Genomic DNA, 24,463 nt, shown 5'->3' on the forward strand with positions numbered 1-24,463 from the left:
TTCGGGGGTTCTTTTTTGGTCTATAGTCATATTGAGATTCCTGTATATAACTAGGTAGTAAGCTGCTGTTGCATTGGGCTGGCATAGTAAGGGACATATTCTTCATGGTACTTTCATCTATCTTGAATTTATTCATCATACTAGATATGTATGCATGAATATATATCATGTCAAAATAGACTTTCAATAATCAAAACGTAGAATTATGTGGCGTGTTTGATTGTATTTAATATATAGTTGTGATAAGATAAAGGCATGAGATTAAGGTACAGACGAGTCATGACATATGTATTTGCGCATGTGAGGAAACAAGGATACTCCATTTGATATATATGCTGGTGACGTTCAGAAATACATGTACCTAATTTATATTTATGTAGTAGGGTTATATGTGAGGTATGAATTATGAAAAAATATGTAGCCGTGTTAGCAGCGACAGCTGTACTAGGTGTGACATCTGCATTTGCAGCGCACCCATTTTCCGATGTAACCGCTCAAGATTGGGCGTACCAAGCTGTGGAACGTTTGGCAGCAGAAGGCGTTATCGAAGGCTATCCTGATGGGACTTTCAAAGGCCAACGCAACATCACTCGTTATGAAATGGCGCAAATGATTGCTAGAGCCGATGCGCATAAAGATGAAGTGACAGCGGAGCAAAAAGCGACAATCCAACGATTGGCTGTGGAATTTGCTAATGAATTACAAGCATTTGGCGTTCGTGTGAATAAATTAGAAGATCAAGTAGGGAACTTTAAATTTAGTGGGGATTTACGTGTACGGTATGATAACAATATTGGTGCGGGTAAGGATGTTGTGACCACAGAGGGTCAATCTGCATTCCGTTATCGAGCTCGATTACAGTTCAATGCTGCTGTTGATGATAAGACAAGTGCAACAGTTCGATTAAGTACGGGAGATACACAATTTAATGAAGAGGGACAATCTCCGACAAGTGTTGATCAATTGTATTTAACTTATAAGGTTAACGATGCAATTACGGCCAATGTCGGTAGAGAAAATTATATCATCGGTAATGGGCTCATTTATGATGAAAGATTTGATGGTGTAGTGGCACAATTAGGAACTAGAAAGTTAAAAGCAAAATTAGCCTATGGATATATTGTAGATAATGACAAAAAAGAAGTTAATATTTATGAGTTAAACTATCTACCTTCAGAGCATATCTCTGTAAAAGGATTTTATTTAGATCGCCACGGCTCCAAAGCTGTATATGGTGGAGGCGTAAAAAGAACGACTGATGTGTTTGGTGGAGCTGTAGACTTTCACTTAGGAACAGATAATAAAATCTGGATCGGTGGTGAATATGCAAGAAAAGAGCGACAAGGTGCTAATGGTGAAGCTTGGACTGCGGGGATTGGATATGGTAAAGCCGATATTACAAAACCTGGTACATGGAGCATTAAAACACAATACTTTAATTTTAAACGGGATACATTTGTAAAATATACAACATATAATACTACTAGATCATACTTCCACTATTCAAATGGATATGCCAATGCCAGAGGGTGGCTAGTGACTGCTGACTATACATTAAGAAAAAATCTTGGTTTAACAGCCTATGCTACTATGAATAGTAACCGTATTGTTACAGAAAAGTCTGATGAAAAAATCAAACTACCAGAATTCTACCGTGTAGATCTTAACTACCAATTCTAATAGTATACATAAAAGAACTCCTTCGGGGGTTCTTTTACTTTCCACAGAGAAAGACTTTTTTATAGATAATGTCTACCATAGAGTAGTATTTAGATATACTATTTACCATAGTAGATTTTTTCATATTTATATCTCAGACTTTCACAGACGATGATTCGTGATGTATACGGATAGAGGTGATAGTATGTATGGTAAGGGAGATAGTATGTACGAAAAGAACATATGAGATAAGAGTGACTAGGTTTGCTCCACAATCAATTATAATCTGTACATTACAATCCCTAGGAACCATGATATAATATATCTATATGTATTATTCATATCATTTCTACAAGAAACGGAAGGTGTTATGATGAATTATTGGCTATTTTCGCTAATCAATGGTATGGCCAACTGGAGCGTCCTGCTAGATGCATTGATGATACTTAGCTCTAAACTGATTCCATATCTATATATACTTATTTTAGGTTGGTTATATGTGAAAGGATTCCGTACAGGTAATTTTAAACTTCGTGGTGAAAGTTTCGCCACAGGGGTGCTCTTAGTGCTTTGTCTTATCGGTAGTTTTGTCCTAGGGTCCATGTTCTACGAAAATCGACCATTTGTGGATCACCAAGTGAATCTTATTGTGTCTCATGCAGCGGATGCTAGTTTTCCTAGCGATCATGCAGTGGGGACTATGGCCATTGCTAGCGGTATCTTGTTCTATCATTGGAGTTTGGGAACAAAGATGGTCTATGGCTCCATTCTGGTAGGTTTTTCTCGTGTGTTTGTAGGTAACCATTATCCTGGGGATATATTGGGAGCTTTCATCCTCGTATGGGTAATTACGGCAGTCTATAATAAAACGATTCGCCGAGGGGTGGTTCGTTTGTATAAAGGACTGGATGCTCGATTAATGGAAGCGTATACAAAACGATTTCCAAAACGTCGTAGACGATTGAATAATAAGTAATTAGATTGCCACATATAGTGCATAGGAGGTTAGTTATGAATTTTGAAAGTTCTGCAGGTCCGCAACAGTACAGTGATTCCGTGTATGAGGTTGTATTTGCACCGATTTTAGAGCGTCCAGAGTACCAAGGGGAACCGATTCGTACTTTGTTGTTGGAATTACAGGAAAAAATGGGGGAATCTGATTTTAATCAGTACATTAACAGTTTAATTAGTGTGAAGTACAATGGTACTGCATTATGGTTAATTACGAAAAGTGAACGGAATCGTACCCTTATTGAAGGTCGTTTTTTACCATTGCTTCGTGAAGTGTTCAAAGTAGCAGCGCCTCGTATTATTTCGCAACCATAACTATAGTATATGATAGTTGTTATACATACGGATTAGTGTATATTGGATAGGTTAGTATATTCCAAGATAGGAATTTTCTGTTCGACTTGCTTGATACACTATATAAAATAACTGTGAAAGCTCTGTCTTAGGACAGAGCTTTTTTGTGCTTTCAGATGAGGTAACTTTCATATTATTGAGAAAAATTATCATTGACATAATCCCACCGGTGACGTATGATAGGTAGTAAGAAGTGTGTGTTTATGTAACCCGAACGATTAAGAATTAATATGGAGGCATATATGAATCAACGTGGAATTGTGTTAGCAACATTTGGATCGATCTATGGAGATGCTGTAGAGGCATCGGTAGGAGCGATGGAGCGCCGCATTGCAGAGATGTATCCAGGTATAGAAGTGCGTCGTGTATTTTTGTCTGATGCATTAGTAGATAAATGGAATGAAAAATATGGTACAAAGGTATTCACCTTGAGTGGTGCCGTAGAAGATTTGGCGAGAAACGGTGTGACAGAATTGTTCATCCAACCATTTGCGCTAGTCTGGGACCAATGTTATGTGCAAATGCGAAAAGAAGTGATGAAAGATGCGCATGAACGAGGATTGCGCGTGACAGTTGGCAAACCATTATTGAATTCCTTGGGCGTGAAGAACTATGCGGATGATTATTCCGATACAATTGAAGCGATTATCAAACATATTAACATTCGCGCATTAAATAAAAGTGTATTGTTGATGGCGAACGGTCAGAACCAATTGGAATATAGTGCCTTGCAATTGAAATGCTTGTATGGAGCGGGACAAAATGTTGTGGTATTCACAGCCAATGGATTCCCAAACTTTAAACAGGCTTTGACATTGTTAGAACGATTGGATCATCAAGAAGTATTAGTAGTGCCATTGGCATTGATTGGATCGGCACATTTGATGGACTATCTAGGGGGCGATCGCTCCGATTCCATTGCGACACTACTGGGCCAACAAGGCTATGGCGTGTCCATCTGGAACGAAGGCTTAGGGGAAAACCCATTTGTGCAAGAGCTATTCGTAAAACATTTAGCACAAGTCATCCGTAGTGCAGAACGTCGTAACTTGCGCCAGCGTGAAGGCGACGGAAACGTGTCGGTGAAACAAGGAACCTTTAGAACGGCGTAACTTAGTCGAATCACCGATGGCCTAGGGTGTACAGAAGTAGCGATACCATTCTAGATGTAGCCAAAAGTCATTAAAGTTTTATAAGAAAAATACAAATAAGTCGCATACCATTGTGAGATATGGTATGCGATTTTTTGATTGTTAGGGGGATATGGGGTATAATGAAAAATAAGAAATTAAAAAGATTTATGAAAATGTAAAGTTAATTCATAAGTGTTGATGGAGATACTATAAGGGTATAAAGGTATTGACAATAATAACAAATTTATGCTATAAAATAAGTAGTAAAACGGTATTGTCTTAGAACATACCACCATGCCCGCTACTTATAGTAGCGGGTTTCTTTTTTGTGTAGGAGGGACATATGAAATATGATAAACCCTTTAAAACATATGATGAACAAATAGATATTTTGCAAAATAAGTATGGTGTTGTAATTGATGATTATGAGTTTGCTAAACATGCTCTTATATCTGTTTCATATAATGATCTAATTGGTAGTTTTAAGAATACGTTTAAAAAAGATTCGATTAATTTAAGTGAAATAACTATTGAATATTTATATGAATTACATTTGTTAGATAAGAGTGTGCAAGCATTTATCTTGAAGTATAGCTTGTTTATAGAGAATCTTTTTAAAAATGTAATGGCTTATACTATTGCATCATCATTTGGTGTGGATGCAAATAAATATTTGGATCCTAATAACTATCAAGTATATAGTGCAGGAACTGCTTTTAAAGAGAATGTTTTATCAGAAGTTTTGCCTATATTGATGGATGAAAAAGGCGGATATCAACCTACTAACTATTATGTAGAGATGCATAATCATGTACCACCTTGGATTTTATTTAAAAACATATCCTTTGGAGATTCAATAAATTTATATAATGTTCTAAAAAAAGAGCAGAAAGAAATGGTTATAGATTTATTGTTTAATAACGATAATGCTATAAAGTATGATCAAAAAGTAGAAATTCTTCGTAATGGGTTGAATAATATCAGAATTTATCGTAACTTAGCTGCTCATAATTTAAGTTTTACTGAATTTAGACTAAAAAAATCTATTCAACCCAAGCAGTTATATCAGGCATTACCAGGGTTAATTTATTTGACAGCAGACTTGTCACAACCATTACATATTGACAAAAAAGCTTGTAAGGGACTATATTCAGTAGTATTAATTATTTTGCTATTATTAAAAACAAAGATCTTAAAATCACGCTTTGTTGCAGATTTTATGAATGCAGTTTTTCATAATTGTCCAAGCGAGAGCCTTGCGTTAAGAATGGATTTATATACAGATTATTGTCGGCTTACAGCAATGCCTAAAAACCTCTTTGAAAGATTACATAAATATCTCAAATTATATGACGATATATTATGATGAAGTTAAAATACATGAGAAGAGTAAATTATGAATATTTTAGTAACCGGTGGCTGTGGTTTCATAGGTAGCCATTTTTTACGATACATGATGAATACCCATCCGAATGATTCCTTTATATGCTTAGATGCCTTGACCTATGCAGGTAATGAAGAGAATATTAAGGATTTGCTCGGCGATGAGCGTTTGAAGCAGTATGTTGGAACGATTTGTGATGCGAAGTTGGTGGAATCTATCTTTTCGACAAACAAACCAGATATGGTGGTGCACTTTGCAGCAGAGACCCATGTGGATCGGAGTATTGCAGGCCCCCAAATCTTTTTAGAGACCAATGTAATGGGCACAGGTGTCCTGCTAGATGCATGCTTGCGACATGGTGGAGTGCGCTTTCACCATGTGTCGACAGATGAGGTGTATGGAACATTGCCACTAGTCGAAGGTAACCCTTTTACTGAAAGTGACCCATTACAGCCGACCAGCCCTTATGCATCATCTAAGGCGTCTTCGGACCTGCTGGCATTGAGTTATTACAAGACCTATGGCCTACCTGTGACTGTATCGAGATGTTCCAATAATTATGGAACTCACCAATATCCAGAAAAATTAATTCCCTTAATGATACAAAAAGCATTGCATGATGAGCAATTGCCAGTCTATGGAGATGGGCTCAACGTGCGAGATTGGATACATGTGCTAGACCACTGCAGGGGGATTGATGCGATTCTCCAGAAAGGGATGCCAGGTGAGGTGTATAACATAGGTGCCAATGAAGAAGTGGCTAATATTGACCTAGTGAAGCGGATACTCGACTGTTTAGAGAAAAGCTATGAACTAATTACCTATGTAGACGATCGCTTAGGACATGACCGGCGATATGCCATTAATAGTGGAAAATTGCGGACCTTGGGGTGGAAACCAGAGTATACGTTGGGAGATACCTTGAGGGATGTTGTGGAGTGGTATAGATGGAATTAAGCATTTTGCAAGGATTACAACAGGATATCAAGATATTTTTGTTAGCACCTATTATAGAGGCTATTTTTAGAGCATGTTTTATCTATTTTTTTGCACCAAATAGGGAATACAAAGGTGCCAAGAAACGGTGGCATGAGTGTTTCCGCTTTGGATTTTGGTGGGGAATGGATCTAAATGCGTATGTATTATTAGTGCCGTTCGTATTCGTAACGTTACCATCCTTATGGCTAGAGTTGTTAATAATTTATGGAGATAGTATCCGAGCTGTATTTGGAGTTATGTATCTATTCCTTCTGTATGTGGCATTTTTAGGAAAGTTAATTTTCTATTATCATTATAAGGATACATATAATTCCAACTTAAGGTTAGGGAAGAATGCAGATAAGAGGAATTTATTAGACATTTTCTTTAATCAGAATCATGGATGGTGGATACTACTTTCATTACCAATCTATATAGGTATTACCTATGGAATTGTATCTTGGTTATTAGATTTAGGTACGCTATCAGCACCAACTGTAGGTGAAATGTGGCTGTATGTAGTTATCAATGTAGTGATTACTATAGCTACGGTGGTTTTCTTTTATTGGATGCGGTATGGTGGTACGCTGCGTCATGATAAAAAGCCTGAATGGGATACAGTCCCTGAAGTTGTTAAGGAAGATAGATTTTTTGCCAAAGCATGCATTAGTGATCTGGTAGCCTTTAAATTAGCGTTGCGCATGCATCCACAGGAAATTCTAGAGCATACGGATGAGGAATCTAAGGCGTTGCTTTCACCAATTATGAAAGTTGAGACTGACTTGGTACAATCGATTTGGAACTCTATGAGAAGGACTACTAAAGGGGCACAGATTCAAAAACCAAAACGAATCTTTTTGATTATTGAGGAAAGTTACAGTCAATTTGCATTCGATGCTGCGTATGAGGAGATTCCAATTGCGGAAGCGGGAAGAAAGATACGACAGCTAGAACATACAGTTTGTATCGATAATTTTTTAGCGGGAGGTTTGATATCGCAGCCCTCCATTAGCTCTTTATTTAACGGTATTTATGATGTAGATTTAGAATTAAACGAAAGATCTTACTTTTGGCAACATGATTTGCCAACATCATTGCCAAAACAATTAGCAGGGCTAGGATACCATTGTTCGTTGTGGTATGGAGGTTCATTGTCTTGGGCTAGCTTAGGGCCATTTGGTAAAGCTGCTGGATTTAATGCCTTATATTCGGGATTTGATATTACACCTAAAGGGAGTCCTGCAACGTGGCTAGGTGTTTATGATCATCTTTTCTTTGAAGGCATACAAAAGCAATTAGAAGTAGGTGAATCCCACCCATACGAGTTTCATTGTATCTATACAACATCGAATCATGGGCCGTTTAAGATTCCTATTGAGAAATATGGTTTTTCAAAAGATGCATTACAAACACAATTGCCAAAGCACTTGCAAAGTTATGTAGCTGATATTGGGACTTATGCATATTGTGACTATTATCTAAATCATTTTGTAGAGTATTTACAGCATACATATGAAGATAGCTTAATTATTATCACAGGGGACCATACAAGTAGGCTACCTACACCGTGGGCAAATTCTGATAGAGTGCATACATTGCGCGAAGATATGAGTACAGCTTTTTATATGCATCATAAAGATTTAGATAAGGATATGTTTTGTCATAGCACACATGGTTGTCACATGAATATATTACCAACAATTATGGAGTTAATTGGACCAAAAGGCTATGAATATTTTAGTTTGATGCCATCTTTATTAGAAAAGCAAGATGTTATAGTGACGCCATATCACTGGATTGATGAAAATTGTATTGGTTTCTTTAGGGATCAACGTGTTGAGACGCTGGATGGAAAACCAATCACCGACTATGCAATAGACCGTGTAACTCAATTGCAGAAGGCTTATAAAGAGGTGACAGGAGCAATCGTTCGACAGTATCAGTAAATCTTAGTTGAATGGTATTCTATATCTTGATACAATAGAATAAGAATAAAAGACTATCGCTTAAGGCGATAGTCTTTCTTGTATACGATGAAGATGAGGAGTTTAATGAGTACAGTTAGTGTATTAATTTTAACGAGAAATGAAGAAAAACATATTCGTGATTGCATAGAAAGTTGCTTGCCAGTAGCTGATGAAGTCATTGTGATTGATGATGGGAGTACAGATCAAACAGTGGCTATAGCAGAATCATTGGGAGCGAAGGTGGTTCAACATGCATTGGCGCAAGATTGGGCACAACAACGAATGTTTGCGATTAGCCAGGCAAGTTGTGAGTGGATTTTATTTGTCGATGCAGATGAAAGAGTTTCCTCAGAATTAGCTCAAGAGATACGACATGTGATTGATACAGGTGTAAAACAGTCCTTTACCATACAACGTGAAAATGTATTTCATCATAATCGCGCTACACATGGTGTATTGCGTCCAGATCGAGTATTGCGCTTAATGCCGAGGGATGGGGTTACTGTGACGGGTGCCGTTCATGAAATGATTGCTAGTATCTATCCGTCGGAACCATTGCAGTCCTCTATGTATCATTACACATACGATACATGGGAACAGTATTTTAATAAGTTTAATTCTTATACTACAGTGGCCGCAGAAGCCTATCGTAGATCTAACAAATCCGTATCTTTTGTCAAAGATATTTTAATGAGACCTTTATGGGCATTTCTAAAAATGTATCTATTACAAGGTGGTTTTTTAGATGGCAAAATGGGCTGGGTGCTTTCGGTAAATCATTATTTCTATACGATGATGAAGTATGTGAAATTGTATCATTTATATAAATCTAATGGAAAATTATGATCAGATTAACCAGAAGCTATATATATATTTCGCAGACATAGATTAAAGGAGTCCTCATGCGAGTTGCTATATTAGAAAGTATTATCATGCCAGCAGGGCATGAAGTTGAATTTGATAGAATCCTTGTAAATGAGATGAAACGTCAAGGACATGAACCTATGTTTTTTGTGCCAAAGGGGTTTCCATTTAAAGTAGACTATGGAGTACCCGTTCATGAACTATTAGGGGGACCTGTTGTCACTTACGCAGATGCTAATTGGTATCAAAAACTATGGCGGTCCTTGCAACGTGAAAAACGACGTGTAAAATGGTTTACCCATGCTTGTGAATTAGCAAAGTCAGGTGTATGTGACGCCATTATTATACCAACAGCTACGTATCGGTATGTACGCTCTTTGTTACGCAGTGAACTTAAAAATTCCCCAGTACCAGTACATATTGTATTCCATGGCATGCGACCAGATGAAAAAGAAAACTTTGTGAAACAAGCTCGCCGTGTAGAACAATATGGAAATATTCATCTACACATTATTAGTTTGCGCGATGATATCAGTGATGTAGGATTACAAAATGTAGATGTCATAGTACCACCAGTATTTGCACCTGTTTATTATGATGTAGACTATGTAACTAGAAAGCCAGGGCCTATTCGTATAGGATTCTTTGGACAATTTAGAAAGGAAAAACAGTTAGAGCCCTTTTTACAAGCTTTTACAAAAGCGCAGTTTTCGGTACCTGTTGAACTAGTTGTACAAGGTTCTACTCCTACTCCAGAGGATACCGCTGTATTTCAGGAATTAATAGCAAAGTATCAACGGATTCCCAATATTACGTTCCGTCATGAAAATTTGATTGGAAAGGATTGGGAAGAGGCATTACTATCTGTAGATGCTATCGCTATGCCTTATGCAGCGGAAAGGTATCGCTATAACTGGGGGGCTATGTTGTTTACAGCCATTGGCTTTTATAAACCAGTGCTAGCGTCGCAAGAATTAAATCCAGAGGTATTCGAACGATTTAAAGTGGGAGTTAGAATCCAATCCCTAGGGGAATCTGATATTATATCCGCTATGATGGAACTCGTGGAGCTATTAAGTGTAAGAAAAGAAGAGACAAGACTAGAATTAGTAAAAGCAAATACGTTCTATAGTCATGAAAAACTAATTAAAGCTATTATTTACTGATGCTATTATGGCTACAAGAATGAGAGAAGAAAAGGTACTCTCATATACACATTACTAATGTATTTCTATTAAAAGCTGAAGCAGGGTATGTTTTAAGCCATAAAAAAGTATATAAAGGGCTTGATTCATCTGAAAAAACAATTTAATTTGATAGTGAATTTTTAAACAATAATACACATAAGAAATGCAAAAGTAGATTTCTAAAACACTAGATTCATTAGTGTCTTGTAGAATATATAGGAGAACTGCTATATGAATATACATAAACAAAAGGTGCTCTTTGTACTGTCAACTACAATGCAAATTATTACTGCATTACACTTAATCAATAGCTATAGTCTACGAGCTGATATCATTTGTCTAGTAGATGATTTACCATGTGCTAAAGAATATGCTGTTAAATTGGAAAGATTAGGAATTTTTGAAAGAGTACGACTTGTATCTTCTAGAGGCAATGAGGATCTTTCACTTCAAACCTATGATGAGATTTTTGTAACTAATAATGTTTTTTTGTGGTCCTATCAGAAACAATTGATTCGTTCCAAAGCAAATGTATCTATTTTTGATGAAGGAATTATGTGTTATTTAACGCGATTTGTTGAAGAATGTTATCGCTGTTGTGAAAGCAAAACGATATATTTGTATGAACCAACACTAGCAAACTTTTACGGGGATAAAAGGTTTATTATTAAAGAGATACCGAAAATAGAGTCAACGAATACAACATTATTAAACCAATTAAATGTAGTTTTTGATGTTAATGTAGCTGAAGTTCTATCATCAGATCTGGATACATTACATGTGTTTTTTTCTCAGCCATTTGAGCATAAATTATCTGTAAAAGCTAAATTGCGGAAAATTTTTAAGATTCGTCGATCTCACTCTAATTGGGAATACATATCGGAAGCCTACGGAAAATATCAAAGAAATATTATAGAAACGATGCAACAGACGGGACTTTCCCTATATAGAAAGTATCACCCTAGAGAAAAAGAGAGAGTCATAGACGAATATACAATACAATTGGAGTATCCTTGGGAATTGTATGTATTACAACATCCCCACACGAGGGTGGTAAAATACTCTTTGTTTTCTAGTGTGCTAACATCTAGTTTTGTATTGAGCGACTCCTATGATATAAAAAATTATTACTTATACCCTATTGTAGTTAAGGAGTTAAAGCAATGTGGATATAAGGATTCTCTTGATAATGATTTGTTAACCTTTTTTGATCGTTTAGTGAAAGTAGGTAAGGTAATTCCTGTCTATTCTCTAGCAGAGTTAGAAAGGATATGCGAAAATGAAGTTTAATATTGGTCATGAATAATCTCCCGTTGATTCATCATATTGCTATATTTAGCAAATCTATGATTGTATCCATAGGAATGAATGATTTAGAAAGTTTTAAAGGTATATTATCTACTTTAGAAGAATAAGTATCATATCAGCGATTATTCCCATATTCACTGAAGAAAATGGATGATGTTTTATGGAAAATTATAGTCAACAGAAATACTCTACGAGCTTTAGTTACTCAAAAATATTTTGTGGAAATGTACTTATGGTCATTGTTCCACACCAGGATGATGAAATGAACACAGCAGGTAGCGTCATTTGTGGAGCTCTACTAGAAGGTATGCGAGTCATACTCGTATACTTGACTAATGGAGATTATGAATTCCCATTTTCTGTTAGGCAAAAGGAAGTATATGATATGGGGCAGGCGATGGGAATCCCGGAAGAAGATATTATATTTTTAGGGTTTGCAGATAATATTTCTAGACAAATGGTTGAAAATCCTATGGATAGTATAACTAGTAAATGGGGACAAAACGAAACATATGGAAATGATATAATTGCTGACTTTTCAACATTGACGAATGGTGTTCCCAAAAGTTATTCTTTGCAAAATTATAAGGATGCTATTGAGGAAGTAATTTTACACTTTCATCCAGATGCTATTATAGCTACAGATTATGATAAGCATGTAGACCATCGACTATGCTCTATTATTGTAGAAAAAGTAGTGGCAAGTTTAGTGAAATGTAAATTATGGAATGGGAAACTGTATAAGGGACTTGCATATGCTACAGCTTATGAAACGGTGAAGGATTATTTTGAAAAAAATCTCAAATCTACTAAGATTAAAATCGATATTGCTGAAGATAATCCAGCTTTAGAATGGAATCAGCGATTACGATTGCCTGTACCAGATGCATGTAGAACTTATAATATATTGGAGAATCCAATTTATAAGGGGATGTCAAAGCATGTGTCTCAACATGCCTACTCTAGAAGTGGTCAATTAATCAATGGAGATCAAGTATATTGGGAAAGACGAACGGATAACTTAGCGCTGCATGCAAAAATTTCGGTATCATCTGGTAATGAACTGTATCTGAATGATTTATTAAAATATGATTCACCATTATTATTAAATGATAAATATAATAGAGAACTTTATATGTGGATTCCTAATGAGGAAGATACGTATCCAAAGATAAGAATTGACTTAGAGGCAGCATGTACTATAGGTGAGTGTATAATTACTGGGATCACATTAAAAGAGAGTGTTACGGTTCAGGTCAAAACAAGTAGTGGACAATTGTATACGGTAGATTCAGTGACCTTGAATGATTCCTCAATTCAAATTAGTCTTGATAGATTTCGTAAGGAAAGCTATATTATTATTACATTTAATAGCAACAATATTATGTTATCTGAAATTGAAATTTTTGCCCCTAATACTGTATATACATTCTGCCACATATTAGCCAATGAAGAGTTCTTATATCATTGGACAGTATATCCAGGAGAGCCTATACCGTCAATAGGTGTGTATACAAATTCTAATTCGAATATACATAGTTTAGAATATACAGAAACAAATTATAAATGGCAAATTAACAGTGTTGAGATTCCGTATAAGAATATCAATCAATATATTCAAAATCACTTATCTAACGATATTATGGAAGTGAAGGTAACTAATACGTTAACAGGTGCATTTTGTACAGGGACGATTAGAAAAGGAAGTTTTTTGGAATTATTAAAATTACGAGGTCATCAAATTGTAGAAAAAATAAGACTCTTGAGGGAAGGACTTCGTATTAAGCAAAAAAGTAGAAGGATAAAAGGTAATGTATAATGAAAGAAGAGAAGTTAGTATCAATTATAATACCAGCATATAAGACTGAGAGATACATTGAAAAATGTTTGAGAAGCGTGCAAGAACAAACATATAAAAATTTAGAAATTATTGTCATTGATGATAAGTCTCCAGATAGAACTGGAGAGATTTGCGATAAAATTGCAAAATCAGATACACGAATTAAAGTCATTCATCATGATAGTAATAAAGGAGTTAGTAGCGCTCGGAATTCAGGATTAAAAATTCGTACTGGAGTATATATCGCCTTTGTAGATGGAGACGATGTTGTTGCCCCTACATTAATCGAAGACTGTGTTAGATGTATTGAAATAAATCAATCAGATGCAGTCATATTTAATTTAGCAAAAATAGAAAATGGCAAAATCATAGAAAGACGGATTGACGAAAAATTTTTTATAAATACTGATACAGTACTTAGAGCAATTATTGAAGACAAGATTCCTAACTATTTATGTAATAAATTTTTTAGATCCTTTTGTTGGGATACCATATCATTGGTTGAAAATACAGAGTATGAGGACCTTATGATCATGCCGAAAGTATTTGAGGGAATTAAATCTGTAAGTTATCTTGACAAACAACTATACTTTTATAACTGTGATAATGAAAATTCTATTACCAGCAATATTAGCTCAAAAGCAAAATATGGATTATTCTGCTCATTTTTATATAGACAACCATTAGCAAGACGATTAGGTATGGATGAATTTGTAGATAGATGTAGATTTCGCTCTATTAGAAGTGCTGTAAGTGGCATTGGCTTGAATTTAGTGAAGCGAGAACTTTCTAATGATCAAGTAAAACATATGATGGATTATTTAAAAGAAGAAGAAAAAACTAATGATATGCCTAAAATAGGACTCAAATATCATATTTTATTATATGGTGCTTTACACAATCAGTTCTTATCTAAGATATATGGAAAAAGCATGTACTTATTTGAGTCAATAAAAAAACAAATTAAATCTTATTGTAGATGAATGGGACTTAATACTCAGTAAATAATATAGAAAGGATATGCCAAAATGAAGTTTAAGATTGGTCATATTGAAGTAGGTCATGGATGTAGACCACTAGTCATTCCAGAAATTGGAATTAATCATAATGGTAGTTTAGCCGTGGCAAAAGAAATGGTGTATGCTGCTTATACAAGTGGTGCAAGAATTATCAAGCATCAAACACATATTGTAGAAGATGAAATGAGCGCTGCTGCTAAAAAAGTAATTCCAGGTAATGCAGATATATCGATTTACGAAATCATGGAAAATGCAGCATTAAGTGAATCTGACGAATACGAATTAATGAAATACACGGAATCATTGGGGATGGAATTTATTAGTACGCCATTTTCCCGTGCAGCAGCGGAACGCTTAGAAAGTTTTGGAGTGAAAGCCTATAAAATTGGTTCTGGGGAAATGAACAATCTTCCATTGATTCGACATATTGCCAAGTTTGGCAAGCCTATGATTGTATCCACAGGAATGAATGATTTAGAAAGTATTAAACGTACAGTATCTATTTTAGAAGAAGAACAAGTATCTTTTGCACTCTTGCATACGACCAATTTGTATCCAACAAAACCAGAGTGGGTGCGTTTAGGCGCCATGCAGGAAATGATGGATGCATTTCCCCATATACCGGTCGGACTATCGGATCATACTGTTAATAATAATGCATGTATTGCTGCTATGGCATTAGGTGCAGTTATTTTAGAACGTCATTTTACAGACTCTATGGATCGAATCGGCCCAGACATTGTTTGTTCAATGGATCCTAGTGCATTGGATGAACTATTGGGAGCAGCACAAGAGGTGCCTCTTATGTTAGGTGGTAAAAAAGCTCCTATTCAAGAAGAACAAGTGACTATTGATTTTGCGTATGCTACGGTTGTGACAATTGCCAATGTAAAACAGGGAGAGCAATTTACGACAGATAACTTATGGGTGAAGCGGCCAGGAACAGGTACTATTTTAGCCAAAGATTTTGAAAGCATTTTAGGAAAAACAGCAAAGGTAGATATTTCCAGTGATACGCATCTCACTTGGGATATGATAGAGTAATTAAGATGAAACGAATTATATTTGTTACCGGAACACGGGCGGATTATGGTAAGTTAAAGCCATTAATGATGGCAGTCGAACAATCTATAGAGTTTGAGTTACATGTGTATGTGACCGGTATGCATTTATTAGCAGAATATGGATCTACCTTTAAAGAAGTTGTGAAAGATGGATATAACCATATATATATTGCACGAGAAAACATGCCTACCTATAATATGTCTGATGATTTAGGTAAAAGTATTTCCAATTTCACTCGGTATGTGGGAGAAATAAGACCGGATTGTATTGTTGTTCATGGAGACCGTGGTGATGCACTTATGGGATCTATTGTAGGGGCGTTTAATAATGTGCATGTAATTCATATTGAAGGTGGCGAGGTAACAGGAACAATTGATGAATCTATTCGTCATGCCATCACTAGATTTGCTCACTTTCATTTAGTGGCTAATACAAGTGCTGAAGAATTGCTTTTAGCCATGGGTGAAAGTCCGCAACGGATTAAGGTAATAGGGTCTCCTGACATTGATGTTATTATAGGACAGTCATTGGCAACTATTGATGAAGTTAAAGAATCATTAAAGATTCCTTTTGACTCATATGCAGTACTTCTATTTCACCCGGTTGTGACGGAAGTAGGACTTTTACAACAACAAGTAACAGAATTACTTAAAGCTTGTAAAGAGAGTGGAAAAAAGTTTATTGTCATTTACCCTAATAATGATCATGGTAGCCACATTATTTTGGAATTGTATAAGCAATTAGAGGGAGATGATTCCTTTCTATTCTTTAAGTCTGTACGATTTGAAGAATTTTTGGTTATATTACAACATGCTGATTTTATGATAGGTAATTCAAGCGCAGGAGTTAGAGAGGCACCGTATTTTGGGGTACCTACAATTGATATAGGCACGCGCCAAATGGGACGATATACCAAAGATGATATCAGTATTACTCATGTAGAATATAATAGAAAAGAAATTTTGCAAGCTATAGTAAGTTTGCCACGTCGTTATACGGTGCACCACAATTGGGGAGAAGGTAATAGTACAGAACTCTTTATGAGTATTTTAGGTAGTGAAGAATTCTGGCATATACCATTACAAAAGCAATTAAGTTATAAGGAATAAACAGATGTATGAATCTATGAAAATTGTTGCTATAATACCGGCACGAGGCGGTAGTAAGGGGATTCCACATAAGAATATTACGAACCTATGTGGGAAACCATTAATTGGGTACACGATTGAAGCCGCGAAACAATCTACATATATAGATGATGTGATTGTCAGCACGGATGATTTAGATATTAAAAAAGTTAGCGAACAATATGGAGCTTTGGTTCCTTTTATTAGAGATGGTCATATTGCATCCGATGAGGCTAAAACGATCTCTGTTGTGGTAGATGCGATACAAAGGCTACAAGCAAGAGGGCAAGAGTATGATGTAGTGATATTACTACAACCTACATCTCCATTACGAACTGCTGAGGAGATTGATGTGGCGATTGAAGTATTTTTTCAACATCAGATGGAAGGGGTGGTCAGTGTTAATGTTGCAGATATTTCTCCGTTTTTGCTACGAACTATTCATAACCATAAGTTACATCGAATTATAGATGAAAGTAGTACGATCAGAAGACAAGATATGCCAACATATTATGAAGTAAATGGCGCTATTTATATCAATAGAGTCGAAGAAGTGACTGAAGAACTAAGCTTTAACGATAATCCAATTCCTTATATTATGAATCGAGATCACTCTGTGGATATTGATACTTGGGATGATTTAACTGAGGCTGAAACAATAATCAAAGAAGGATATTTGAAATAATATCTGGCTTATAGTTAGGGAAGACGCATATTTAATTATACAATAATATCTGATTTTAAATTGCAAGTGGCAATTGAACACTTTGATATAAATAATTTATCAGAAAATATATAAATGTAGTAGAAAAAGTCTAGGCTATTGTTTACTCTAGATTATGTTTTTTTGATGTAAAAATAGATTTTTGAAATTTCTAGACTTTTAGTTGTTAGATTTTTGTGCTCTTGTTCTCTAATTGTATATATGAATCCGCATTGCATACAATACCAATAAAACCATGAACTGGTTTGGGGTGTCTACAAAGCATAAAAGAAGATATAGGAACTTTCTTTTATATGTATCAAAAGAATTTAGAGTATTCTATGTTTTCTAATTTAAAAATTGGTTCGCATATGAATATCTTGCCAACTATCATGGAATTAGTGGCACCTAAAAATCATGAATATGTAAGCTTATTTCCATCGTTGTTTGAACCACAAGAGCTTATTGTAACCCCATATCATTGGCTCAGTAATAGTCATATTGGGTTCTTTAAAGATCAACGTGTAGAGACTTTAGATGGAACTCCCGTATATGATTATAATTTAAAAGATGTAGTTGCTTTACAACGAGCCTATATGGAAATAACAGGTACTATTGTTCGCCATCATGTATAACATGTTGGTGGGCACAAGCCGTAAACTCGATAAAATAATTAAGTTTTAAAGTATTTTTTAAGTTATATTGAAAGAGAATGTTACAGGTAAGGGTTATGATGAATGAGAAGTTGACAGAATCTGAATTTAAGAAGACTTTGCTAAAAACACTATTGAAATTTGATGCTTTTTGTAAACAGTATGATATAAAATATTCACTTGGATGTGGGACTGCATTAGGTGCTGTACGGCATAGTGGATTTATACCTTGGGATGATGATATTGATGTTATTATGCTACGACCAGAATATAATAAGTTTGAAAAATTATGGAAAGACCATGTACGAAGTAATTCAGAACATTTTAAACTGTGGGCAGAAATGGATGAAGAAAATTACTTTATGGCTTTTTGTGCAAAATTTTTCGATACTGATACAATACTATATGAACACTTTGGAACGCGGAAAACAATTGAATACGGAGTTTATATAGATATATTTGTATTAGATCATATTCCAAGTGAAAAGATAGAACAACGAAAGTATTTTAAAGAAATCTTATTTTATTTGAAATGGATTCAACATTTTCAACGGCATTTTAAAAAGTGGAATCATTTTGTAAGAAAGTATAATTTAGGGGTGCCTTCGTTAGATATGATTGCTAATAAATTAATGAATCATAAGAATCGTTACAATCAGCAGTTGACATCATTAGTATCTATTACTCAAGATTATCAGAAAAAAAGAGACTATAATCCATCTATTTTTCAATATAAATGGTTTGAAGAGTTTGAAGAGATACTATTTGAAGGTTATAGTTTTCCAATTATTAAATCTCATCATGATATGTTAGAAACCATGTACGGAGAATACATGATATTACCCCCCGAAGAAAAACGTATAGGTCATAATGTCGAGGCATATTGGAGAAAAAAATGAAAAAAGTAATTACATATGGTACATATGATTTATTCCATGAGGGACATTATAACTTATTAAAAAATGCAAAATCATTAGGTGACTATTTAATTGTAGGGGTTACTTCTGATTACTTTGATAGATTAAGAGGTAAGTTTAATGTTAGAGAGTCTCTTATGCAAAGGATTGAAAATGTTCGTGCTACTGGTTTTGCTGATGAGATTATTGTAGAAGAATATTTTGGGCAAAAAATTGATGATATTAGAAAATTTAATATTGATATTTTTACAGTAGGGTCGGACTGGAAGGGTTATTTTGATTATTTACACGAGTACTGCGAAGTACACTATTTACCTAGAACTGATGGAATTTCGAGCACGCAAATTAGGAACTCTAATACTTTAAAATTGGGGATTATTGGAAACGAGAAGGTTTTAGATAGACTTTTAGATGAGTGCACATTTGTTACGGGTATAGAAGTAGTTGGAGCATTTACAGATCTAAAAGGTTATGACTTAGAATATAGATCTAAAAAATTTAGTTCATTGAAACAGTATGATTCAATAGAAGCATTAATTGATAGTACTGATGCAATATACATTAATTTACCCTTATCTGAACGAGATGCTATTATAGATAAAGTATTAGATGGTAAAAGGCATATTTTAACTGAGTTTCCATTTAGTACTAGTGTTTTAAAAACTAAAGAATTATTAAATAAGGCAAAAGATAATAACCTTATTTTAATGGAAGGACTAAAAACCGCGTATGCACCTGCATTTACAAAGATGATAGCTATAGCAAGAAGTGGGCAAATTGGTAAGCTTTTAAATGTGGAAGCTAATTTTACTCAAGTCTTAGGAGAGGAATTGAGCAATCAAGTTAGAATAGCCGGGGGTAGTGTATTGTCGTTAGGGGCATATCCATTACTAGCAATATTTAAACTTTTAGGATTTAATTATAAAAAATTGGATTTTGTTAGCTATAAACAAAATGGAGTAGATATATTATCAAAGATTAATTTAATCTATGAAGAATCAATGGGGTCAGCAACCATTGCTATTAATGCAAAAGCAGAAGGAGATATGGTTGTTTCGGGATCAAAAGGGTATATATACGTTCCAGCCCCATGGTGGAAAACAGAATATTTTGAACTCAGATTTGAAGATGCCAATAAGAATCAAAAGTATTTTTATAAGTTTGAAGGTGAAGGTTTACGTTATGAGCTAATAGAATTCCAAAAATGTATTAATGATGGTGTTGAAAGTTTTTTAATGAGCCATAGTGATATTTTGGAAGAAGTAAAAGTTTTAGAAGCATATACAAATGAGCATAATGTTACTATTATTGTCTAAATAAATTTTAGCGCTTTTATTCAGGGTGATTTTAGGAGAGAATAAAATGTATATCAATCAATTAATTGATAAATTGGAGAGAAAGTATCCGGAATGTAATAGAAAAGGATTATTAAGATTGGATATGAATGAGAACCCAGGAGGATTACCTCTTGATGTTATGAATGAATTAAAGAACAAAATTACTCCTGAATTTCTTGCTACATATCCAGATAAAGCGCCACTCTTGGAGTCTTTAGCTGCATTTCATCAAGTAGTTGTTGATAATATTGCAATTACTGATGGTTCAGAGATGGCTTTAAAGTATATATTTGAAGCATTTGGACGACCTGAATCAGAATTCCTTAGTGTATCTCCTACCTTTGAAATGTATGGTGTATATGCAAAAATGTATGGAATAACACATAAAAAGATTGAGATAACAAAAGATTTTGATATAGATATTAAAAGCTTATTAGATAATATTACTTCAGAGACAAGTATAGTATCTCTTTTAAATCCCAATAATCCAATTGGACGACCATATACGGATGAAGAGTTTTTGTTGATAGCTGAAAAAACAAAAGCTGTAGGCGCACTATTAATAATTGATGAAGCATATCATTATTTTTATTCTAATACACAAATTGGACTACTAAATACATACGATCATATCATAGTTTTAAGAACATTTTCTAAGCTTTTTTCAATTGCAGCATGTAGAATTGGTTATGCAATTTCTTCAGCAAAAATTATAAAACTGATTAATAATGCGAGACCAACATTTGATACTAATTCCATTGCATTATTGTTTGCTAATGAGTTAATTAATAATAAGGCATTACTTGAACATCTTATTAATGAAGAATTAACAGGCAGACAGTATTTAATTAGTGAGTTAGAGAAATTGGGCTATACTTATGTATATAATGGAGGAAATTATATTACGATAAAAACAAATCTAGATGCTAATGTTGTGGCACAACGATTATTAACAGATAAGAAGATTTCAGTAAAAACATCGGGATATGATATATTGCAAGGATATATTCGGGTAACTACAGGAGATGTTCAATATATGAAAGTATTTATGGATAGTTTGTGTGATGTCGATAAGTAGTATGGAGTAAATTTAATATTCCTCATTAAGAAAAGTTAGGAGAGTGTAGAGATAAAATGAAAATAGCATCAATGAAAATGCATAACTTCAGAGGATATAACGAAGAGATAGAAGTAAAATTTGAAAATTTAACTGTAATTGTTGGGAAAAATGATGTGGATAAGTCAATTGTTTTTGAAGCCATGGATTTTTTTCTAAGGTTAATTGTATAATGAAATTGAACAATTGAATATAAATATCCATAGTGATTTCATGGTCTAATTATAGTGCTAAATTATAAGATATCATGAAGTAATCACTATGGATAATACTCATCCTAATACACAGAAACACGTACTAATAAATATCTTTCGTTAAAAGATCGATTTTACATCGAAAGACGTCTGCAGCTAGGAGGATTAATATCTTCTGTTACTGCTACTCTACAACGATCTAGAATGACTATTTATTATGAAACAAAGCGTGGTAAAATCGCCCAGATAAAGAAAGATAAATTAGTCAGCTTCTATTTTGTGGAAGCAAGATAACTAGCATATGAAAAAAGCATAGGAAGATTATTTTCTCACCTGAAAATTAATTCTGTTAGCACGTTTTTAGAGAGGGTAAAACGTAAGATTCAATTGTTTTCTAAATGGTTTAGTGATGCTTGTGTAGGCGTAGCTAGTAAAGAGATTTAGATAATAGCAGTGAGTTCACCAATCTTATAAAAGGTTGTAGAGTAATCCACTCAGCCTACTTTGCTCATCCTAATTCACCCTTAGTAAAGAGGCACAAATGAACGTCATAATGGATCGTTAAAATGATTTATACTAGCAGGTAAAGGATTGAGAGATCTTTTCATAGGAATTCTCCATATTGCTTATAATTGGATACACCAGTTGCCTATAAGGCTTCTTGGATACAAAACATCATAGGAGATGCTCAAAGAAGAAATTTAGTTTTTGTATTTGATGTTTTATATTATTAACAAAGTTTATTGCGTTAGAAAGGTTATAGAAATGAGTTCTGAACATAGAAAAGTTGGATTTTATAGTATTGATTTTAAAAACTATCGCCAGAAAAATAATGATAGAACTACATTTGATCAAAAATTTTTTTTAGATGTTATTAATTATATTACATCTCTACCGATTATAGATAGACTTTTAAACTTGGAAAAAGAGCGTAAAACATACTTTTTATATGAATATAATATGGAAAATAATAAGCTATTAATTACGTTTAAATCATGTAAGTTTGGACATTTTCCACCATATTTAAATAGTAAAGATGGTACAGAAAGAGCGACGGCTAAGAATGAGCACGAGGGAGAGACAGAAAAAACGCATTTAGTTATTAAGTTAGAGTTAAATGAAGCGTATTTAGTTTTAGAAGAACGGAGAAATGGGGTTGGTATATCTAAAATTGTTAAGTATTTTAATGAATTCTCAAAGCGTTATTATGAATCTAAGCAGGAAAAGCGTAAGTATATTGTTCAGTACACTAGTGTTGCAGGCGAAGAGTTTCAGAAGGCGCTAAAAGAAGCTGGAGAAATAAAAGGAGTTGAGATATTTACATACAAGAAAAATGTAGGAGATGCATTTCTTGGTTTATCGTTAGAAGAAGATTGCTTTATAAAGGATGAAGTTATTGTAAAACTGAAGTCAGTGCCTAAAGAAGGTGTAATGAAACGCACTTGTAATCGGTTGTATAATAGTATAAAGTCTGAGGGTAGTAACATAACTAGAATACGAATTCATACGGCGCAAGATGATTTTCGAGGGCCAATTGACAGTGACTTTTTTAGAAAAACTGAAAATATTGAGGTGGAATTAGAAAAAAATGGTACGGTGAAGTCGTCTTCTATATTTAATAAGTTAATTAAACTTATAGAGTGAGGTCATATGGGAAGGATAATATATGGTCAATGGATAATTCTGATTGAGCATTACTTTAAGACACTTAAGTGTAATGAGTTTACATATGAAATAGTAATACCACTTATCAGTGCTTGTTCAGTGAGTTATATTTATAATGAAGTGGGATTAGATATACAGGCGTTATCAGAACTAAGAGGAATGCTTCCCACAGCAATATCGGTATTAATTGGTTTTACAATAATGGCTATTACATTGTTGTCTGCAAGTGAATCAAATACTATTACAAATATTAAGAATAGGGAATCGAAAGCAAGTTATTTAAATGGGAAGTTAATTAGTATTTATAAGCTTATGCTTATTATGTTTTCCTATGCTTTAATTGTTGAAATATTCTTTTTATTAGTTATATTTTTTGTTTCGTTTTTAATAAATATTTATTCGTTCTCTATGCTTGTAATGATATGTTTATTTCTAGAAATATTTTTATTACTTCATATATTACTACTAATAGTGCGTTCTGTAACTAGTTTATACTTAGTACTATATCATCAAAGTTAAAAATGGTACTGTGCTGTCTAGTAGTAAAGCTGATAGAATATATTAACAAGAAAAAATGGATTGATAAGGTTTATTTCGTATAAATAATGGCTCATTGTCAAGTTCTGAGGACAACAATTAATCAGTTCAGTTTCTCTCATATAAGAACTGTATAAAAATATAAATATAATGGAATAGTAAGAAACATAAGTGAGATACATGATATATAACTGATTTCAGGTATAACAAAGTAGCCTCACTTATGTTTCTTTTTTGTGGAATGTCTTTACATAATATAATAGATTGGTGCAATGACAGATACAGGTGTATCAGACTTTCGTAGGATTTCAAATAGTCGAATATATTCCTCCTCCGAGAGTATGTGAGCTGACAATTTGTATAAAAAGAAAAAGCGCTCCAATCAGGAGCGCCTTTTCTTTTTATACAAAAGGATAATATGAGTTAGTTTTGGGATTCATAGTC

Annotated in this window: 21 protein-coding genes; all 21 read left to right on the forward strand. The window is 34.1% G+C overall.

Features of this window, described 5'->3' with window-relative positions; all coding sequences use genetic code 11:
• The first annotated feature begins 405 nt into the window (after positions 1 to 405).
• The 21 genes from EO115_RS05530 to EO115_RS05630 all read left to right on the forward strand — a co-directional run bounded on the left by EO115_RS05530 (position 406) and on the right by EO115_RS05630 (position 23,461).
• Positions 406 to 1,680 (forward strand): putative porin, encoded by a 1,275-nt coding sequence (locus tag EO115_RS05530; RefSeq protein WP_126937975.1) that lies wholly within the window; start codon positions 406 to 408, stop codon positions 1,678 to 1,680.
• Positions 1,681 to 2,029: 349 nt separating this feature from the next.
• Entirely contained in the window at positions 2,030 to 2,635 is a 606-nt protein-coding gene (locus EO115_RS05535) for a phosphatase PAP2 family protein (RefSeq protein ID WP_126937976.1), read from the forward strand.
• Between the two features lie 35 nt (positions 2,636 to 2,670).
• The gene (locus tag EO115_RS05540) at positions 2,671 to 2,985 is read left to right on the forward strand and encodes a hypothetical protein (RefSeq protein WP_126937977.1); all 315 of its coding nucleotides are present in this window, start codon (positions 2,671 to 2,673) and stop codon (positions 2,983 to 2,985) included.
• Positions 2,986 to 3,266: 281 nt separating this feature from the next.
• The gene (locus EO115_RS05545) at positions 3,267 to 4,136 is read left to right on the forward strand and encodes a sirohydrochlorin cobaltochelatase (protein ID WP_240628962.1); all 870 of its coding nucleotides are present in this window, start codon (positions 3,267 to 3,269) and stop codon (positions 4,134 to 4,136) included.
• Positions 4,137 to 4,500: 364 nt separating this feature from the next.
• Positions 4,501 to 5,523: an Abi family protein gene (locus tag EO115_RS05550; RefSeq protein ID WP_126937979.1), complete on the forward strand. Its 1,023-nt coding sequence runs from the start codon at positions 4,501 to 4,503 to the stop codon at positions 5,521 to 5,523.
• Positions 5,524 to 5,553: 30 nt separating this feature from the next.
• Complete coding sequence (gene rfbB, locus EO115_RS05555) at positions 5,554 to 6,498, forward strand: dTDP-glucose 4,6-dehydratase (RefSeq protein WP_126937980.1); 945 nt, start codon at positions 5,554 to 5,556, stop codon at positions 6,496 to 6,498.
• On the forward strand, positions 6,489 to 8,465 hold the full coding sequence (locus tag EO115_RS05560; protein WP_126937981.1) for an LTA synthase family protein: 1,977 nt from the start codon (positions 6,489 to 6,491) through the stop codon (positions 8,463 to 8,465). Before rfbB ends, EO115_RS05560 begins: the two co-directional genes overlap by 10 nt.
• A gap of 105 nt (positions 8,466 to 8,570) precedes the next feature.
• Positions 8,571 to 9,332, forward strand: coding sequence for a glycosyltransferase family 2 protein (locus tag EO115_RS05565; RefSeq protein WP_126937982.1), 762 nt, complete (start codon positions 8,571 to 8,573; stop codon positions 9,330 to 9,332).
• A 56-nt stretch (positions 9,333 to 9,388) separates the two neighbouring features.
• The gene (locus EO115_RS05570) at positions 9,389 to 10,516 is read left to right on the forward strand and encodes a glycosyltransferase (protein ID WP_126937983.1); all 1,128 of its coding nucleotides are present in this window, start codon (positions 9,389 to 9,391) and stop codon (positions 10,514 to 10,516) included.
• Positions 10,517 to 10,768: 252 nt separating this feature from the next.
• Complete coding sequence (locus EO115_RS05575; protein ID WP_126937984.1) at positions 10,769 to 11,827, forward strand: hypothetical protein; 1,059 nt, start codon at positions 10,769 to 10,771, stop codon at positions 11,825 to 11,827.
• A 250-nt stretch (positions 11,828 to 12,077) separates the two neighbouring features.
• Positions 12,078 to 13,664, forward strand: a complete 1,587-nt coding sequence (locus tag EO115_RS05580; protein ID WP_256359655.1) for a PIG-L deacetylase family protein — start codon at positions 12,078 to 12,080, stop codon at positions 13,662 to 13,664.
• A complete protein-coding gene (locus EO115_RS05585; protein ID WP_126937986.1) occupies positions 13,664 to 14,668 on the forward strand; it encodes a glycosyltransferase family 2 protein in 1,005 nt (334 codons plus the stop codon). The genes EO115_RS05580 and EO115_RS05585 overlap by 1 nt, the downstream gene beginning before the upstream one ends.
• 45 nt (positions 14,669 to 14,713) lie before the next feature.
• Positions 14,714 to 15,748, forward strand: a complete 1,035-nt coding sequence (locus tag EO115_RS05590) for an N-acetylneuraminate synthase family protein (RefSeq protein WP_126937987.1) — start codon at positions 14,714 to 14,716, stop codon at positions 15,746 to 15,748.
• Positions 15,749 to 15,753: 5 nt separating this feature from the next.
• Complete coding sequence (neuC, locus tag EO115_RS05595; RefSeq protein ID WP_126937988.1) at positions 15,754 to 16,878, forward strand: UDP-N-acetylglucosamine 2-epimerase; 1,125 nt, start codon at positions 15,754 to 15,756, stop codon at positions 16,876 to 16,878.
• A gap of 16 nt (positions 16,879 to 16,894) precedes the next feature.
• The gene (locus EO115_RS05600; protein WP_240628963.1) at positions 16,895 to 17,581 is read left to right on the forward strand and encodes a cytidylyltransferase domain-containing protein; all 687 of its coding nucleotides are present in this window, start codon (positions 16,895 to 16,897) and stop codon (positions 17,579 to 17,581) included.
• 332 nt (positions 17,582 to 17,913) lie between these two features.
• A complete protein-coding gene (locus EO115_RS05605; protein ID WP_126937990.1) occupies positions 17,914 to 18,234 on the forward strand; it encodes a hypothetical protein in 321 nt (106 codons plus the stop codon).
• Positions 18,235 to 18,329: 95 nt separating this feature from the next.
• Positions 18,330 to 19,151, forward strand: a complete 822-nt coding sequence (locus tag EO115_RS05610) for a phosphorylcholine transferase LicD (RefSeq protein WP_164724065.1) — start codon at positions 18,330 to 18,332, stop codon at positions 19,149 to 19,151.
• Positions 19,148 to 20,485, forward strand: a complete 1,338-nt coding sequence (locus EO115_RS05615; protein ID WP_126937992.1) for an adenylyltransferase/cytidyltransferase family protein — start codon at positions 19,148 to 19,150, stop codon at positions 20,483 to 20,485. The genes EO115_RS05610 and EO115_RS05615 overlap by 4 nt, the downstream gene beginning before the upstream one ends.
• A 46-nt stretch (positions 20,486 to 20,531) precedes the next feature.
• Entirely contained in the window at positions 20,532 to 21,584 is a 1,053-nt protein-coding gene (locus tag EO115_RS05620; RefSeq protein ID WP_126937993.1) for a histidinol-phosphate transaminase, read from the forward strand.
• Positions 21,585 to 21,640: 56 nt separating this feature from the next.
• Entirely contained in the window at positions 21,641 to 21,796 is a 156-nt protein-coding gene (locus EO115_RS05625; RefSeq protein ID WP_126937994.1) for an AAA family ATPase, read from the forward strand.
• Between the two features lie 738 nt (positions 21,797 to 22,534).
• Positions 22,535 to 23,461 carry a hypothetical protein gene (locus EO115_RS05630; RefSeq protein ID WP_126937995.1) on the forward strand — a complete coding sequence of 309 codons (927 nt, stop codon included), beginning with the start codon at positions 22,535 to 22,537 and terminating at the stop codon, positions 23,459 to 23,461.
• Positions 23,462 to 24,463: the final 1,002 nt, after the last annotated feature.

The organism is Veillonella sp. CHU740, assembly GCF_003992055.1.
In the GTDB taxonomy this organism is placed as follows: Bacteria; Bacillota; Negativicutes; order Veillonellales; family Veillonellaceae; genus F0422.

What these genes read in the sequence shown, in the direction of transcription:
- EO115_RS05530 (WP_126937975.1), top strand. Translation starts at nt 406, where the DNA reads ATGAAAAAATATGTAGCCGTGTTAGCAGCGACAGCTGTACTAGGTGTG.
- EO115_RS05535 (WP_126937976.1), top strand. Translation starts at nt 2,030, where the DNA reads ATGATGAATTATTGGCTATTTTCGCTAATCAATGGTATGGCCAACTGG.
- EO115_RS05540 (WP_126937977.1), top strand. Translation starts at nt 2,671, where the DNA reads ATGAATTTTGAAAGTTCTGCAGGTCCGCAACAGTACAGTGATTCCGTG.
- EO115_RS05545 (WP_240628962.1), top strand. Translation starts at nt 3,267, where the DNA reads ATGAATCAACGTGGAATTGTGTTAGCAACATTTGGATCGATCTATGGA.
- EO115_RS05550 (WP_126937979.1), top strand. Translation starts at nt 4,501, where the DNA reads ATGAAATATGATAAACCCTTTAAAACATATGATGAACAAATAGATATT.
- rfbB (WP_126937980.1), top strand. Translation starts at nt 5,554, where the DNA reads ATGAATATTTTAGTAACCGGTGGCTGTGGTTTCATAGGTAGCCATTTT.
- EO115_RS05560 (WP_126937981.1), top strand. Translation starts at nt 6,489, where the DNA reads ATGGAATTAAGCATTTTGCAAGGATTACAACAGGATATCAAGATATTT.
- EO115_RS05565 (WP_126937982.1), top strand. Translation starts at nt 8,571, where the DNA reads ATGAGTACAGTTAGTGTATTAATTTTAACGAGAAATGAAGAAAAACAT.
- EO115_RS05570 (WP_126937983.1), top strand. Translation starts at nt 9,389, where the DNA reads ATGCGAGTTGCTATATTAGAAAGTATTATCATGCCAGCAGGGCATGAA.
- EO115_RS05575 (WP_126937984.1), top strand. Translation starts at nt 10,769, where the DNA reads ATGAATATACATAAACAAAAGGTGCTCTTTGTACTGTCAACTACAATG.
- EO115_RS05580 (WP_256359655.1), top strand. Translation starts at nt 12,078, where the DNA reads ATGGTCATTGTTCCACACCAGGATGATGAAATGAACACAGCAGGTAGC.
- EO115_RS05585 (WP_126937986.1), top strand. Translation starts at nt 13,664, where the DNA reads ATGAAAGAAGAGAAGTTAGTATCAATTATAATACCAGCATATAAGACT.
- EO115_RS05590 (WP_126937987.1), top strand. Translation starts at nt 14,714, where the DNA reads ATGAAGTTTAAGATTGGTCATATTGAAGTAGGTCATGGATGTAGACCA.
- neuC (WP_126937988.1), top strand. Translation starts at nt 15,754, where the DNA reads ATGAAACGAATTATATTTGTTACCGGAACACGGGCGGATTATGGTAAG.
- EO115_RS05600 (WP_240628963.1), top strand. Translation starts at nt 16,895, where the DNA reads ATGAAAATTGTTGCTATAATACCGGCACGAGGCGGTAGTAAGGGGATT.
- EO115_RS05605 (WP_126937990.1), top strand. Translation starts at nt 17,914, where the DNA reads ATGTATCAAAAGAATTTAGAGTATTCTATGTTTTCTAATTTAAAAATT.
- EO115_RS05610 (WP_164724065.1), top strand. Translation starts at nt 18,330, where the DNA reads ATGATGAATGAGAAGTTGACAGAATCTGAATTTAAGAAGACTTTGCTA.
- EO115_RS05615 (WP_126937992.1), top strand. Translation starts at nt 19,148, where the DNA reads ATGAAAAAAGTAATTACATATGGTACATATGATTTATTCCATGAGGGA.
- EO115_RS05620 (WP_126937993.1), top strand. Translation starts at nt 20,532, where the DNA reads ATGTATATCAATCAATTAATTGATAAATTGGAGAGAAAGTATCCGGAA.
- EO115_RS05625 (WP_126937994.1), top strand. Translation starts at nt 21,641, where the DNA reads ATGAAAATAGCATCAATGAAAATGCATAACTTCAGAGGATATAACGAA.
- EO115_RS05630 (WP_126937995.1), top strand. Translation starts at nt 22,535, where the DNA reads ATGTTTTATATTATTAACAAAGTTTATTGCGTTAGAAAGGTTATAGAA.